The organism is Roseibium porphyridii, assembly GCF_026191725.2.
GTDB lineage: Bacteria > Pseudomonadota > Alphaproteobacteria > Rhizobiales > Stappiaceae > Roseibium > Roseibium porphyridii.
In genome coordinates this window covers 988,671-1,003,396 of record NZ_CP120863.1, presented here as the reverse complement: position 1 = coordinate 1,003,396, position 14,726 = coordinate 988,671, and the positions used below count along the sequence as shown (strand labels likewise).

12 protein-coding genes are annotated in these 14,726 nt (G+C 55.6%); 6 read left to right on the top strand and 6 right to left on the bottom strand.

The annotated features are described in order from the left end of the window. Window positions 1-30 precede the first annotated feature (30 nt). Window positions 31-933 carry a LysR substrate-binding domain-containing protein gene (locus tag K1718_RS04755; RefSeq protein WP_152499837.1) on the bottom strand — a complete coding sequence of 301 codons (903 nt, stop codon included), beginning with the start codon at window positions 931-933 and terminating at the stop codon, window positions 31-33. A 96-nt stretch (window positions 934-1,029) separates the two neighbouring features. On the opposite strand from K1718_RS04755, the gene K1718_RS04750 reads away from it, so the two are divergent. Beyond that, on the top strand, window positions 1,030-2,037 hold the full coding sequence (locus K1718_RS04750) for a hypothetical protein (protein ID WP_265682710.1): 1,008 nt from the start codon (window positions 1,030-1,032) through the stop codon (window positions 2,035-2,037). A 30-nt stretch (window positions 2,038-2,067) separates the two neighbouring features. Here K1718_RS04750 and K1718_RS04745 read toward each other — a convergent pair whose 3' ends face one another. Then, window positions 2,068-3,096 carry a LacI family DNA-binding transcriptional regulator gene (locus K1718_RS04745; RefSeq protein WP_265682708.1) on the bottom strand — a complete coding sequence of 343 codons (1,029 nt, stop codon included), beginning with the start codon at window positions 3,094-3,096 and terminating at the stop codon, window positions 2,068-2,070. A gap of 402 nt (window positions 3,097-3,498) precedes the next feature. Here K1718_RS04745 and K1718_RS04740 point away from each other — a divergent pair, with 402 nt between their 5' ends. Together K1718_RS04740 and K1718_RS04735 are read left to right on the top strand one after the other, a co-directional pair. Then, window positions 3,499-5,460: a PAS-domain containing protein gene (locus tag K1718_RS04740; protein WP_152499834.1), complete on the top strand. Its 1,962-nt coding sequence runs from the start codon at window positions 3,499-3,501 to the stop codon at window positions 5,458-5,460. A gap of 7 nt (window positions 5,461-5,467) precedes the next feature. After that, window positions 5,468-6,193, top strand: coding sequence for a response regulator transcription factor (locus K1718_RS04735; RefSeq protein WP_265682702.1), 726 nt, complete (start codon window positions 5,468-5,470; stop codon window positions 6,191-6,193). 29 nt (window positions 6,194-6,222) lie between these two features. Here the strand turns inward: K1718_RS04735 and K1718_RS04730 are convergent, their stop codons facing one another. From K1718_RS04730 to K1718_RS04715, 4 genes are all read right to left on the bottom strand, one after another. Continuing rightward, window positions 6,223-6,618: a GFA family protein gene (locus K1718_RS04730; RefSeq protein ID WP_265682700.1), complete on the bottom strand. Its 396-nt coding sequence runs from the start codon at window positions 6,616-6,618 to the stop codon at window positions 6,223-6,225. A gap of 141 nt (window positions 6,619-6,759) precedes the next feature. Next, window positions 6,760-9,426, bottom strand: coding sequence for a TRAP transporter large permease (locus tag K1718_RS04725; protein ID WP_265682698.1), 2,667 nt, complete (start codon window positions 9,424-9,426; stop codon window positions 6,760-6,762). 21 nt (window positions 9,427-9,447) lie between these two features. Next, window positions 9,448-10,482, bottom strand: coding sequence for a TRAP transporter small permease subunit (locus tag K1718_RS04720; RefSeq protein WP_265682696.1), 1,035 nt, complete (start codon window positions 10,480-10,482; stop codon window positions 9,448-9,450). A gap of 77 nt (window positions 10,483-10,559) precedes the next feature. Further along, complete coding sequence (locus K1718_RS04715) at window positions 10,560-11,660, bottom strand: TRAP transporter substrate-binding protein (protein WP_152499830.1); 1,101 nt, start codon at window positions 11,658-11,660, stop codon at window positions 10,560-10,562. Window positions 11,661-11,849: 189 nt separating this feature from the next. On the opposite strand from K1718_RS04715, the gene K1718_RS04710 reads away from it, so the two are divergent. The 3 genes from K1718_RS04710 to K1718_RS04700 all read left to right on the top strand — a co-directional run bounded on the left by K1718_RS04710 (window position 11,850) and on the right by K1718_RS04700 (window position 14,715). Next, window positions 11,850-13,211, top strand: a complete 1,362-nt coding sequence (locus K1718_RS04710; protein ID WP_152499829.1) for a cache domain-containing protein — start codon at window positions 11,850-11,852, stop codon at window positions 13,209-13,211. A gap of 7 nt (window positions 13,212-13,218) precedes the next feature. Next, entirely contained in the window at window positions 13,219-13,887 is a 669-nt protein-coding gene (locus K1718_RS04705) for a response regulator (protein WP_209006823.1), read from the top strand. Window positions 13,888-13,956: 69 nt separating this feature from the next. Beyond that, window positions 13,957-14,715, top strand: coding sequence for a gamma-glutamyl-gamma-aminobutyrate hydrolase family protein (locus K1718_RS04700; protein ID WP_265682694.1), 759 nt, complete (start codon window positions 13,957-13,959; stop codon window positions 14,713-14,715). The last annotated feature ends 11 nt before the right edge of the window (window positions 14,716-14,726 follow it).

Below are 14,726 nucleotides of genomic sequence, written 5' to 3'. Positions count from 1 at the left end.
GAAAAGACGGCCAATGCAGCTTGCCCCTCACTAAGTCAGTTCATTCTCAAGCCAGCCCAACAAGCGCTCCGTGCTCTTGTGTTCGTCACGTCCAGTGGCGCGATAGACGGAAATCTCGGTTGGTCGCGATACGAATTGAGCGCACGGTCGGACCAGTTTGCCTTCACTGATCATGCCTTCAGTTGTCCGCCGCCATCCAAGCGCAATGCCTTGACCCGCGACGGCTGCCTGAAGTGCAAGGGGATAGCTGTCAAACTCGACGAAACGGGGCTTTACCGGCATGGATGCACCAACACCTTTGAACCACTCCGGCCAGGTCATCCAGTCCTGTGGGACGACAACATGGGTCAGGAGCGGATAACTCACAAGCGATGCCGGTTCGACAGGCCGATTAGCTTGCTCGACTAACGTTGGTGCGCAAACCGGAAAGACCTCGTCAGCTGCTGTGAAAGCCAGGCGGGCGGAACCGGACGCGCGTCCGGACGTCTGGATCGCGACGTCGAAAACGCCTGAAGCGTGCGTCAATGGCTTTTGCGCACTCACGACCCGCAACTCGATACCCGGATTTTGTTGATGAAACCGGGAAAGGCGCGGCATGAGCCAATAGAATGCCTCACATAGCTGGCAATGAAGAACCAGTTCACCACCGCGTCGGTTACCGCGCAAGATCGCAATTTCCGCGGCAATTTCCGACAGAGCAGAACCGACGACCTGACCTAGCCTGCGTCCATCCTCAGTCAGGAAAACGGCCCGATTTCGACGTTCAAACAACGCCAATCCCAGCTCAGCCTCCAAAAGGGCAATTTGCTTGCTGACCGCTGTCTGTGTCAGCCCGAGCTCTTCAGCAGCCAGTGAAAAACTCTCACATCGGGCAGCTGCCTCAAAGGGCTTCAGACGAGAAAGAGGTGGCAAATTGGACGTTGAATTATCCATTCCATTTTCTCATGCAAATTGGAGAAAAACTCCTTTTTCTTTCGAGATTTTACATGATTTTTGTTCCTTTACGAGATCATTTGGAGCTGAAACGCAATGTCGCCCACACAAGTTGGCATAGTCTTTTGTCTTGCTTTTGTGACGCTTGAAGCGTTTCAGGCGGTCTATCTCGGCACTGTCTTTCAAAACGTGAGTTCGTTTCTCGTTGGAGCTTGGGTCTTTGGCATTTCTGTTTGCGGTTGCACGCTTGCGACACTGCTGGTGCGGCCAAATGAAATCGTGGCTTCCGTTCGCGCATGGAAAACGGTTGTTGCCCTCAACCTCTTCGCAGCACTCACATGGACATCCTATTTCGCTGCCGTTCAACTGATCGAACCTGCGGTAGTCTTCACCATTTTTTCCGGGATGGTTCCACTGGGAACAATCATGGGCGCCAGGCTTGGATTGCCGGAAGCAGCCTCCCCCTCGACACGGGCAAGCCAGGTCGGGCATCTGACCATTTTGATATCGTTGCTTGTACTGGCCGCTATAACCATACTCGGTTATTCCGGCTTCGTTCGCGGAGGCATGATCGATGCTCTGGTTGGCTTGGGCCTTTCAGCCTTTTCCGGTGGCTGCACAGCGTTCGTTATTCTCTACTCCGTACGCCTGAACACCCGAGGAGTTGGACCTCTTGCACAATTCGGTCTGCGCTTTGTTCTATATGCACTTGTCGCCTTTACAGCCTTCAAGTTTGGCATAGATGACAAAGCTCAAGAGACACCTGCAGGTGAGCTGACCTTGATCGTACTCGTCGGTTTGGCAGTTATCGCCTTCCCGCTATATCTGGTCCAAAAGGCCGTTCCACTGGTCTCTGCATCCGTTATTGCGGCCATCACCGCCCTCGGACCCGCAATGGTCTTTGTGCTGCAGCTGTTTGATGGTCGGACACATTATTCAATGCTAACCCTGACTGGTCTTTCCATTTATATGACCGGAGCGTTGTTGGCTGTCTTTGGAACGATCATGCCGAAGGCACAATCAACGAAATCGGCAGTCATCTATTTGGAAGCAAAGACCGAGCACTCCGACAAGGTCGAGCATGTCTCCGGTCAACTCTCCTGAAAAGTGATGTGCCAGCCAGCCCCCTTCTGGTCAGCCGAACTCCACCGAACTTTTGCGCACTTCGAGCCAGGGCTCAAGCAGGGCACTGCCTTCATCGGGACGCCCACCTTGAAGCAGTGTGAGCAATAGCTTGGCAGCCCGTTCGCCAATGGCACGCCGGGGCTGATGAACCGTCGTCAACGGCGGCACGAAATGGGCAGCGATATCGATGTCGTCGTAGCCGACGACCGAGACATCTTCCGGAACACGTACTCCCGCAGCACTGAGTGCCGATATGAACCCGAATGCGGTGCGATCGCTGGCGCAGAAAACAGCGGTTGGCCTGTCCTCCAGCTCCAACCATGCGGCAGCGGCCTGTGTTCCGATTTCCAGTGTGTAATCACCTTCAAATACCCAATTTGCCGCCGGATCGAGGCCCGCACCCGAGAGGGTCGCCTTGAAACCGTCGAGCCTGTCGCAACCCGGCTTGTGCGTGAGCAGCCCCGTGACATGCCCGATCTTCCTGTGTCCGAGTTCCAGCAAATGTGCCACGGCCAATTCCGCGCCGAGCAGATTATCCACCACCGCGATTGGTACGGCGGGATCATCACTCCATTCGCCTGCGGTGACGATAGGCGGCAGCTTGGGATTGGCTGCGCGAATGCCCGCTATCGAAAAGTGACCGTCCATAATAACGATCCCATCGCAATTGTTGCGGCTGAAGAAGTCGCTGAGACTGGAGCGTGACATGGAGGGTTTGCGTGTATCCGCAATCAGAACCTTCAGACCTTTTTCCGCGCAAACGGTTTCGATCCCTTGAAGAATGTTTGAAAAATGGGAATTGCCGATATCAGGCACAAGAGCGACGATGGCCCCGGTATCGCGCCGGCGCAAGTTGCGGGCGGCATGGTTCAGAACATAGCCGGTCTGCTCGATCGCCAGAGCAACCTTTTTGCGGGTTTCGACCGAGACACGGTCCGGCATGGACAGTGCGCGGCTCACTGTCGCCGAGGAAACCTTGGCGGCGCGTGCAACATCCTGGACCGTTGGATTTGTCTTCTTAAGGTCGGGTTTCGTCATTCTGCTCTTTTGGTCAATGGCAATCTGAATTCGTCGCCATTCTTCAAAATTCGACCTGAAATGCAATGTCTGTGACACGTTTCTGACTGAAAAGCGCAGCCCTCTTGGTCGAAAAGGCATTCTTGCGTCCTTCACAGGAGAGCGCAAAGGAAACTGAAATCAGCGCACCTTTAAAATGCTTACTGCCGTCTTTCCAAAACTCACCATCTGAGTTCTGATTGCCAAGAGATCGCGCCCAAACTCTGCGAAAGGCGGTCCAATTACGACCAAGCTGGGCCTGATATCGTCTAGATCGCTCGACTGAATTGCACACATCTTCAGAAGACTTCGGTCCTCAAGGCTCACCTTTCGGACTATGTTTCTTCAGTTCAGTCTCCATCGATTTTGAACTATTCTCGCCACATGGAGGAGACACAACAGCTGAGAGCACAGATAGACCTGCTACAGGCAGCGCTCGATCACATCAGTCAGGGGTTCACGGTGTTCGACAACGAGCTTCGGCTTGTTGCGTGGAACCGCGGGCTTTACGACATGCTCGACATGCCAAGGGAAATCGTCAAACGCGGTTCTCATCTGGAAGCGTTCATTCGCGTCAATGCCGAGCGCGGCGAATATGGCGAAGGTGACATTGAAGGCAAGATCGCCCGGAGGATCGAACGAGCCAAGCTGTTTGAACCACACTATTTTGAACGGGTTCGTCCGAACGGGCAAATAATCGCTGTCTCGGGAACACCTCTGCCGCAGGGCGGTTTCGTCACGATCTATTCCGATGTTACCGAGGAACGGCAGCGTCAGGAGAAGCTCGAACGCACGGTGCAGGAGCGCACACGTGCGCTGCAACAGAGCGAGGACTGGTTGCGTCTCGTCACCGACAACATTCCGGCTCTGATTGCTTATATCGCACCTGGACCTGTATTTCGGTTCGCCAATCGCCGGTATGCAGACTGGTTTGGACATTCCGTCGTTTCGATTGCTGGAAGACCAGCACCTGAGGTTGTCGGCGAAGATCTTTTTTCCGAGCTCGAACCGCACATCAACCACGCATTTGAGGGCAACGCGGTTTCATATGAATATCAGCGCAAGCGGCCCAACGGGTCCACTGCCTATATGCGTTCCACGCTCATTCCGGACATGACCCAGGACGGTCGAACGCTCGGCATTTTTGTGTTGTCTCTGGATGCAACCGATCAGAAACAGGCGGAAGCGGCCCTCGTCCAATCTCAGCGCATGGACGCGGTGGGCAAATTAACCGGCGGCCTTGCGCATGACTTCAACAATCTGCTCGCCATCTTGATGGGCAATCTGTTGAGCCTCAGCCGGATGGAGGAACCCGTTTCAAAACAGGCGCTGGACAGCAAGGTGGCGCCCATGCGCGAGGCGACAAAAAGAGGATCGGACCTCATCCAACGCCTTCTGGCATTCAGCAGAGGCGAAGCAATCGATCCTCAAACCGTACCTTTGGCCCAGGTTCTGACCAATGTCAGCGGATTGCTGGAAGGGTCCTTGCCGTCAGCCGTCAGGATGGAAACCGAGATAGCGGATGTGCACATAGCCGCGTGTATTGACCCCACCCAGATGGAAACGGCCCTCATCAATCTGGCTTTCAACGCGCGTGATGCAATGCCAGAAGGCGGCACGTTGCGCATTGCGCTTGCCGAGACGCGCCTCAACAAGCGAGAGGCCGACGATCTTGGTGTTCAAAAGGGACGTTTTGCGGAAATCCGCGTCGAAGATACCGGAACGGGCATGGATGAAGATACTCAGCTCAAACTGTTCGAACCATTCTTCACCACCAAGAATTTCGGCACCGGAAGCGGGCTTGGTTTGTCCATGGTTTATGGCTTCATGAGGCAATCCGGCGGTGCCATCAGTGTCAGCAGCGCGCTTGGCACAGGCACTTGCTTTACGCTTTATCTGCCTTTCACACGGCTCGAAAAACAAGACGGTCCACCTGGTCAGGAAGCTGATGCAAATGACTTCAAACAGGGTGAAGGCGAATTGTTGCTGTTGGTTGAGGACGATCCCGATGTTGCCACGACCGTCACCGATCAACTACAAAACCTTGGCTACAGTGTGCTGCTTGCGGAAAGTGCCGAGGATGCCCGTTCACTCGCTCTGGACCTTCCCGAGCTTCGCGGTGTCTTGAGCGACATTGTCATGCCAGGACAAATCAACGGTCTGGCACTGGCCCGCGAAATTCGTCAAAAGCGCACCGATCTCGGCATAGCGCTCATGTCGGGCTATGCAGACTGGTCCTCGCTTTCAGGTCATGGGCAACAATGCGAATTCCCGGTCTTGGCGAAACCGTTTGCAGATGATCAACTTGCGGACACGCTGCAGCAGATTCTTTCACCCAAGAGGTAGGCTTCCATTGCAGACACACTCGGTTCAAAGCGCCAAACGCTCGGTGTTCATCGTCGATGATGAACCGGAGATCGGCAATTTGCTGATTGACGCCATGCTTCAGTTTGAAATGGAAGGCAGGGTTTTTTCAACTGCGGCGCAGGTGCTTGATGCGCTGCAGCGGGAAACTCCGGACGCCTGTATCGTGGATCTGGGACTTCCGGACATGGAAGGCATGGCCCTCATCAACGAAATCAGACGTCAGTCCTCGGTCCCGATCATCGTCCTGTCGGCACGCGGCCACTCTACAGACCGCGTTCTGGGGCTGGAACTGGGCGCTGACGATTATGTGGTCAAACCATTCGACCCGCGCGAGGTCGTGGCAAGGATCAGATCCATCTTGCGGCGCAGTTCAGATCAGGTTCAGTCAGTATCAAAGGTCGAGATTGCCCGGTTTGACAATTGGGCGTATCGACCGGCATCGCACTGCCTGACGTCTCCCGAGGGAGAAGAAACATTCCTTTCAACCGGCGAGGCCACTTTGTTGGAAGCCTTGCTACGCGCGCCGAAGCGGGTCCTGACGCGTGACTATCTGCTGGAGCATGGCGGGCGGGATGAAAGCCTGGATCGCTCGATTGACGTGCGAGTCTCGCGTCTCAGAAAAAAGCTGACGAGAAAGGGCGAAGCTGAAGTCATCAGAACCGTTTATGGATCGGGCTATATGTTCGCAAGCGGCGTAAATTGGACCGGATGAATACCGGCAAAAGCCTGAAGCCTGCTTCTTCATTTACGAAATTTGTCCCTGAACTCGGCGGCCGTCAGGTGGCTGGTATCGTTTGAAAACGCATAATTTTCAGGCTTCTCGTCAATGAAGAACTCAGCCTTGAATGGCAGATCCGATTGATCGTCGAAAAGGCCAATCGGGATGCCATGCAACCCGCTGCCGATCGGGTGAAAGAAGAGGTTGGATCCGCAGGTCTCGCAGAATCCCCGCTCAAAACCTTCGCTTGAAGCATACCGTTTGACGGGTCCTTTGAACTCGGCCCTTTCGCAGGGAACGGAAAGGAACGGGCCTCCAACCCATTTGCGGCATGAGGAACAATGGCAAGCCTGAAAGCGCGGCATCGCCTCTGCCGAAAAGGTTACCTTGCCGCAAAGGCAACGTCCTGTTCGTCGCATATCGCTCTCCCCTGTCGATGAACTGGCCGCACTGTCTGGCCTCAAGGCCATCTTGCCGGGTCCAACCTATTTAACCGGAGAACCAAAGAAAAGAGCAGGAGGATTGTTCCTCCCGCTCCTTTAAAACGTGTGTTCTGATGATCAGAAGCTCAGGGAAATGTCCCTGTGATCGGACAGACAGGCTGCTACGTCCAGAGCCATGTCATTCGGCAACCGGTTTTGCTGACGCAAACCGATATTGTTGACAATCGCAGCGTCATAGGCGGCAATTTGCGGCAGGATTTCATTTGCCGCTTTCTGGCGCCAGGCAAGATCCGCATCGAGCGCCGCCAGAGATTTGTTGATCTCTTCAACGGCGGCTTCCGCATTCGGCTCACGGCTCCGCATGATCTTGCGTGCTTCGGTCAGACCCTTTCGGATATCGCTGGTCCCTTCTGCAGCACCGACCTTTGACCGCATGGCAGCAATGGCTTCCACTGCGGCATCCGGCTCAAGCTGGGGAACCTCCTGCTTCAACGCTTCCAGCTCAGGTTTGAAAGCTGCAACCGTATCGGCATCGGCCAGGATTGCCTTCAACTCCAGCATCGGTTCATAGGCCTGGTCAACTGTCCTGCGATAGGTCAGCCGGGCTGTGTTTTCCGCTTTCTGGATCTGGGAGAACTCGCCATAGACACTTTCCCAGGTCTCGGGGATCTCGGCCAACAGGGCGTCATGCTCTTTCTGAAGAGCCTCGATACGCGCCTGCGCACGCTCGCCTTGCTCAGGAGAATAGACACCCCCCTCGCCGGACCTGTCGACAACAACCTGCAGTTCTTCGATGCGTTCGTCGATCCGGCGCGCATCGCGCTCCAGCGCCCGCACCTGAATGTGCATCGGTCGGTAGTCGCCGGAGGCTGAAGCAACCTGGTTCTCTGCGTCCTTGATGGCTTGCATCAAGGGCAGAGCTTCTCTTGCCTTCGCAAAACCCTCGGCCATGTCTTCCTGGAGATCTTCCGGAAGATAACTCATGTCGATACTTTCCGCATTCTGGATCGCGGTCAGAATCGAGCTGCCGTTCTGCTGGAAATCCTCATGAACAAGGCGCTCCATGCAGTATTGCAGACGCGGGTTCTTGGGCGGCGGCGCAGTCTCAGACAGAAGTGTCGACCGGTTCGGCAGATAGTTCACCAGCTGCGGGTAAAGGCCGACAATACCAAGCGCCAACAATTGCAGGCAGATAAAGGCGATCACGCCCTTGTACATGTCCAGCGTCTTGACGACTGCCGGCGCAACGCCGCGCAGGTAAAACAGCGCAAACCCGAACGGCGGTGTCAGGAACGATGTCTGGATGTTGAGACCGATCATCACACCGAGCCAGACGGCCGTCACGTTTGCTGACGGATCTGCAAGCAGAATGGGCGCGACAATCGGCACGACCACCACGGCGATCTCAATGAAATCGAGGAAAAAGCCCAGAATGAAGATCACCAGCATGACGATCAGGAACTGAGCCCAGAAACCTCCCGGCAAACCCTGCAGGAAGTCCTTGACAAGCTCCTCCCCACCAAAGGCCCTGAAGGCCGATGTGAGCATGGCAGCGCCGAGCAGAATGATGAACACCAGTGACGTCGTCTTGGCGGTTTCCACCATGACACCACGCAAGGTGTTTTCAAGTTGCAGCGTACGCCAGCCGGACCAGAAAATGGCAATCAGCAGCAGAGAGACAGCTATGAGCGCAAGCACCAGACCAAGCACATCCTGGCTGGATGTAACCAGTTTGATGTTCACCGCTCCGATGAAGCTGATCACCATCGCAAGTCCAAGCAGAGCGATCACAGCAAGGATAGCCGGCGAATAAGCGCCCTTCTTGCCTTCGCGGAGACGGTAGCCGGCCATGATCATCGCACCGACAGCGCCAATGGCACCGGCCTGGTTCACTGTTGCAATACCGGCAATGATGGAGCCGAGCACCAGGAAGATCAGAGCCAGCGGCGGCACCAGGGTGATAACCACTTTGCCCGCAAACTTTCGTGTGAAAGTACCTTCCTCATGGACGGCCGGTGCCGCCTTGGGGTTGAGCAGGGCAAAGCCGAGAATGAACAGCATATAGAGGCCGACCAGAACAAGACCCGGCAGAAACGCCCCGAGGAACATTTCACCGGCGCTGGTCGAGACAACCGAGAAATCCGACGGCATGGAAATCTCGCCGGTACTGTCCTTGTAAAGTGTCTGGCGCAGCGACCCTGCCTGATCCACCGCACTTGCCAACTGGTCGGCCAGAATGATGAGAACGATGGACGGAGGAATAATCTGACCGAGCGTGCCGGACGCGGCAATCGTGCCGGTCGCCAAGGGAACCGAATAGTTGTTGCGCAGCATCGCCGGAAGCGAAATCAGGCCCATGGCGACAACAGTCGCACCAACGATACCTGTGGTCGCTGCCAAAAGAGCGCCCACGAACACCACCGAAATGCCGAGACCGCCGGGAACCGGACCGAACAGACGCGCCATCGTCACGAGCAGATCTTCAGCAATCTTCGAGCGCTGAAGCATGATGCCCATGAAAACGAAAAGCGGAATGGCGATCAGCGTATCTCGTTCCGCCTCCCAATAGATGCCTCGGAAGTTCGTGACACCTGCGCTGAGCCACTGTCCGGCTCCGCCATGGGCGAAATAGGCTGCCGGATCACCGGCAAACAGGTATCCCGATCCTGCAGCAATGCCGATGGTCAGAATGGCCGACCCGGGAAGGGCAAAGGCGACCGGAAAGCCGGACCCCAAGGCAAAAGCCATCAGGACGACAAGAAGGAAGAGGAAGAAAAGTTCCATATCAAGTGGTCTCGTCAGGCTCTATTGAACAGAATGGCTGTCATGATCCCGTCCGCCGGGCTCACCGCGAATGTCGGCGACAGCGTCTAGGAAATAGGCCACGAACTGGACCATCATGGTCACGGCAAAGACACCGAGGAAACCCGCCATGAGATACTTCACGTAAAGACCAAATCCGGCCTGGGTCACTTCGTAACTCAAGATCGGGCTGTTGATGATGTTTTGCTTGCCGCCCATGCCGATAACCAGGATCACAGTGCAAAGGCTCATGCCCAAGACCACGGAACCGACGGCATTGACATACCCCTTGGTCCTCGCAGCCATGCCCGCATAGAAGACGTCGACCCTCACGTGGCCTTCTTCCAAAAGCGTATAGGCACTGGCGAACAGGAACAGTGCCGCATACCAGAAGCGCACGAGGTCAGCCAGAAAGGCCTGTTCGTAGGAGAAAACGAAACGGCCGATCACGATCATGAGCTCGGCACCGACAACAAGCAGTGCCAGCCAGGTAAAACCGAGCGTTCTGGTGAAAGCGGCAATCACCACCGATGCAGCGATCAGCGGCATATGAACATATGCGCCACGGAAGCGCGATTTGCCGAGATCTTCCGCCAGCTGTTCGCCAACCACACCTGCGAGCAAACCTTCCACACGCAAAAATGAGATAGCAGCATCGACAAGGCCTACGATCAGCACGGCAAAAAACGCGGCTCGGATCAAATAGGCATTGATCTGACTGATCCTGGCGCTGTCTTCGCGCAGTGTTGCGCTTGATCGCGATACGTAGGAAATGCCCCAAAGAGCGAATGCCGCATAGATTGCCAGTTGCAGCCAGGACCAAAGGATCGGCATCGATCCGTTTGCCTTTCCACCGAAAATGGGGGAAATCCCGGGCAGGTTCTGCCAATACGTGAGGTAGTTGTTGATCAGAAACGCTGCCATGACTGCAAGCACAACCCACCCGAAAAGGCGGTAGATGCGAGCACTACCGGACGAATGTGAACCGTCGGAATTTATGGCAGACGAGCCGTCTTGAACCCCGTCCAAGGCCGTCATCGTGGCTTTGCCTTTTTTAGTCTTGTCAATGCGAAGAGGGACGGGATTTCTCCCGCCCCTTTAGCTCCGAACCATGTTTAGGACGGAATGCCCAGAACGCGGTTACGCTTGTTGGAATAAGCAACGTCGGAGATTGCCATCCAGCTGCCGATTTCCTGGCGCGCATTGACAACGCTTTCGAAGATCTTCTTGGACTCTGGAGAGTGATCCATTGCCTCTTCGAGAACTTCCTGTGCAGCTTCACCGAACGCATCGTAAATCTCGTCATTGAACTCTTTCAGTTCAACGCCGTGTTCTTCGATCAAGCGCTTCAGATAAACACCGTTGTTGGCATTTGTTTCCGCCATGGTGTTGGCGTTTTCTTCCGCACATGCTGCTGCAATGATGGCCTGGTCGGTCTTGGAAAGTCCGTCGAACCAGTCTTTGTTGCAGCCCATGGCCAACATGGCACCCGGCTCATGCATACCCGGATAGTAGTAGTACTTGGCCGCTTCGTAGAACTTCATGAAGTAGTCGTTGAACGGGCCAACCCACTCAGTCGCGTCAATCGCGCCGGAGACAAGGTTTTCGTAGATCTGGCCACCTGGCAGAGATACCGGAGATGCGCCGAGTTTCGCCAGAACGTCACCGCCCTGACCCGGAATACGCATCTTCAGACCTTTCAGGTCGTCAGCAGTTTCGATTTCCTTGTTGAACCAGCCGCCCATCTGAACGCCGGTGTTACCGCAAGCAAAGTTTTTCAGACCAAAGCCAGCTGCCAGCTCATCCCAGAGCTCCTGGCCGCCGCCGAACTTAATCCAGGCGTCCATTTCGGTGACAGTAAGGCCGAACGGTACAGCAGTGAATGCTGCCCAACCCGGATGCTTGCCTTTCCAGTAATAGTCGGCGGCGATGTAGGCCTGCGCGTTACCGGAAGCAACTTCGTCGAAGGAGTCAAACGCGCCAACGCGCTCGCCAGCAGCGAAATACTGAACGTTGATACGGCCTTCGGTCAGCTCGGCGATACGAGCGGCAAGGCGCTGTGCCGGAATACCCAGTCCTGGGAAATCCCGCGGCCACGTGGACACGATCACCATGTCGGTGGTGCCCTGCGCAATTGCCGGAGCAGCAAGAGCGGAGCCAGCAGCAATACCGCCAGCGCCCAGGCCAGCCTTTTTGATAAACGAACGACGATCCATTAGTTTCCTCCCTAAACGGACCCGATTTCAGATCGGAATACACACTTGCACCGATCTCGACGTATGTCTAGTTGACGGAGTGACCGCAAATCTATTCGTGGTTCTGCGCAACTTCTCAGTAGTTCTACCGAGATGTGCGCAAGAGATGGCAAGAGCAATGAGTATTGGTGCAACAAGAGGGCGAATTTAGTGACATTTAAGACCAAATTGCTGCTCATCACCATTTTACCGCTGATCGCGGTCTCGCTGCTGATCGGGGGGGCGACCTACTATCAATCGCTTGAACTCATCAATGCTGAAACCCAGTCCGTCGAACAACGTATTCTCGCCGCCAAGCGGCAGGAAATTCGCAACTATGTCAGCCTGGCACTGACGTCCATTGAACAGATTTACAGAGACGAGCCGGACGGCCGTGAGGCAGCCCAGGCCGAAGTGAAGGAAATCCTCCAAAACCTCACCTTCGACTATGATGGATACTTCTTTGTCTATCAGCTGGACGGCACCAATGTGGTTCACCCGAAACTGCCGCATCTGGTCGGGGGCAACTGGTGGGACCTGCAGGACAACAACGGCGACTACGTAATCCGCAATCTGATAGGAGCAGCCAAGGAAGGTGGAGGATTTCATCAGTATGTCTGGCACAAGCCTTCAACCGGGTCGGTGGAAGAAAAGCTCGGCTACGCGATCCTGCTGAGCAAGTGGGACTGGATGCTCGGTACCGGTCTCTACACGGACGATATTGCACGCGAAGTTGCTGCGATCCGGACGGAGTTCGCTCTCAGTATCCGACAGACCCTGTTTGTTATTTTCATGATCACGCTTGCGGCCATCGTGATTGCAGGCTCGCTGATCGCCGGCGTGCGCTTCTCCGAACAACGGTTTGCTGACAGCAAACTGAAAGAGTTGACCAACCGGATTTTCCAGGTCCAGGAACAGGAGCGCAAGCGGGTTTCAACGGAACTGCACGACAGCATCTCGCAATTGCTTGTCTCCGTGCGCTATGGCGTTGAAATGATCCATAGCGAAGCGAACAGGGATCCGGATCTTCAAGTCCAGGCAGCCAAGTGCCTGAAGACACTCGACGGCACGATTGCAGAAGTTCGGAGGATCTCCCGCGACCTTCGACCAAGCGTTCTTGACGATATGGGACTTGCCGCAGCTCTCGGCAGTTTGGGCAAGGAATTTCAAAATCAGTCCGGCATAACCGTAAATGTGACCGCAGAGCAATGTCACAGCCGATTGTCGGAGGGTGCAAAAACCGCCCTTTACCGCGTGGTCCAGGAATGTATGACGAACGTGGCGCGACACTCCCAGGCAAACGAGGTCAGCATCAGCCTGAAAGTCGGATTGCAGTCGCTTGTTCTGTCCGTCGAAGACAATGGCGTCGGACTTCCCCGACCGCTGCCGAAATCCGGCGGGCTAGGCTTCCGCAACATGCGCGAACGGATCGAGACCTATGGCGGCAGCCTCTCCCTGAGCCGGCGTTCCTCCGGCGGCACCCGGATCAAGGTTCAGATGCCGCTCGACAATGCGGCAGCAAAGGCGGCATGATACCGGCATGACGATGCATCCACCGCCGCCACAAGCCACCACCAAACCCATTCGAGTGTTGTTGGCTGACGACCATGAACTGGTTCGGGACGGTATCCGCGCCCGTCTCCAGAAAGTTCCGGAGCTGGAAGTCGTCGGTGAAGCAAAAAACGGTCGGGACGCGCTGGCGCTCGCGCAGGAACTCAGACCCGACGTTCTTCTCATGGACGTTTCAATGCCGGTCATGAATGGCCTTGAAGCGGCTATGCAGATCCGCAAGACAATGCCCGGCATCGCCGTGTTGATGCTGTCGATATACGACAACCCGGAATATGTTCGCGGCGTCGTTCAGGCAGGCGCGCGCGGCTATATCCTAAAAGACATCTCAGCAACGGAGATGATCACCGCGATCACAAGCGTCGCAACGGGCGGATACTATTTCTCTTCCGCGGTTGGTCCAACACTTGTGGGAGCCGGAACGTCAGCACCTGTTGAGGACCCATACGGGCTGACAGATCGGGAAAGGCAGGTCCTGACCGCTGTGGCAAAGGGCCAGCCGAACAAGGAAGTTGCCAAGGAACTTGGCATCAGTGTGCGCACTGTTGAGTCGCACCGGTTGAACCTGCGCGAAAAAGTCGGCAACAAGAATGCAGCCCAGCTTTACAAAGTCGCACAAGATCTGGGATTGCTGGACTAACCCGACCTCCGCTACATCTGGCTCTCAATTCACACTTGAGACCAATGCCTCCTTTTTTCGGAATTCAACATGACAAAACCTCTCGTCCTGGTCACTGCTGACGTGAAATCCATAGACGGCTTCAATTGGCACGCCGTCATCTCGACTTACCTGCATGCGATTCTCAAAGGCTCGGATGCAATCCCGATGATCCTGCCATCCCTCGGCGTGGAAATGGACCTGGATGCAGCCCTTGATCAGGTAGACGGTGTGGTTGCGACGGGCGCCCGGTCCAATGTCAATCCGCAGCTTTACGGCGAAGTTCCGACTGAGGAGAACGGTCCTTACGATCCGGACCGGGACGCGACCACTTTACCTCTCTTGAAAAGAGCGATTGAACGCGGCATTCCCGTCTTCGCGATCTGCAGAGGGATGCAGGAACTCAATGTCGCGCTAGGCGGCACCTTGCACACCGAGATTCAGGCCATGACCGGACGGCGGGATCACCGCGCGCCGCAATCGGACAATCAGGATGAACGCTTCCGCATCGCGCATCCGATTGAGGTTGCACCGGGCGGCTGTTTGGAAAAGGTGCTGGGTGCAGAACCCTTTGAAGTCAATTCTCTCCACAGACAGGCTGTCGGCGATCTCGGCAACGGCCTCACGATTGAAGCGCAGGCCGAAGACGGCACGGTTGAAGCTGTTTCGGTAAAGGACAGCCCAGGCTACGTTCTCGCCACACAATGGCATCCCGAATATTGGGTGACCACCGATGGACCTTCCAAAAAACTGTTTGCTGCGTTTGGCGATGCGGCCAGAGCCTATAGGGAAAAAAGACTGGCGCTTTAAAGACAGAAGAG

What these genes read in the sequence shown, in the direction of transcription:
- K1718_RS04755 (WP_152499837.1), bottom strand. Translation starts at nt 933, where the DNA reads ATGGATAATTCAACGTCCAATTTGCCACCTCTTTCTCGTCTGAAGCCC.
- K1718_RS04750 (WP_265682710.1), top strand. Translation starts at nt 1,030, where the DNA reads ATGTCGCCCACACAAGTTGGCATAGTCTTTTGTCTTGCTTTTGTGACG.
- K1718_RS04745 (WP_265682708.1), bottom strand. Translation starts at nt 3,096, where the DNA reads ATGACGAAACCCGACCTTAAGAAGACAAATCCAACGGTCCAGGATGTT.
- K1718_RS04740 (WP_152499834.1), top strand. Translation starts at nt 3,499, where the DNA reads ATGGAGGAGACACAACAGCTGAGAGCACAGATAGACCTGCTACAGGCA.
- K1718_RS04730 (WP_265682700.1), bottom strand. Translation starts at nt 6,618, where the DNA reads ATGCGACGAACAGGACGTTGCCTTTGCGGCAAGGTAACCTTTTCGGCA.
- K1718_RS04725 (WP_265682698.1), bottom strand. Translation starts at nt 9,426, where the DNA reads ATGGAACTTTTCTTCCTCTTCCTTCTTGTCGTCCTGATGGCTTTTGCC.
- K1718_RS04720 (WP_265682696.1), bottom strand. Translation starts at nt 10,482, where the DNA reads ATGACGGCCTTGGACGGGGTTCAAGACGGCTCGTCTGCCATAAATTCC.
- K1718_RS04715 (WP_152499830.1), bottom strand. Translation starts at nt 11,660, where the DNA reads ATGGATCGTCGTTCGTTTATCAAAAAGGCTGGCCTGGGCGCTGGCGGT.
- K1718_RS04705 (WP_209006823.1), top strand. Translation starts at nt 13,219, where the DNA reads ATGACGATGCATCCACCGCCGCCACAAGCCACCACCAAACCCATTCGA.
- K1718_RS04700 (WP_265682694.1), top strand. Translation starts at nt 13,957, where the DNA reads ATGACAAAACCTCTCGTCCTGGTCACTGCTGACGTGAAATCCATAGAC.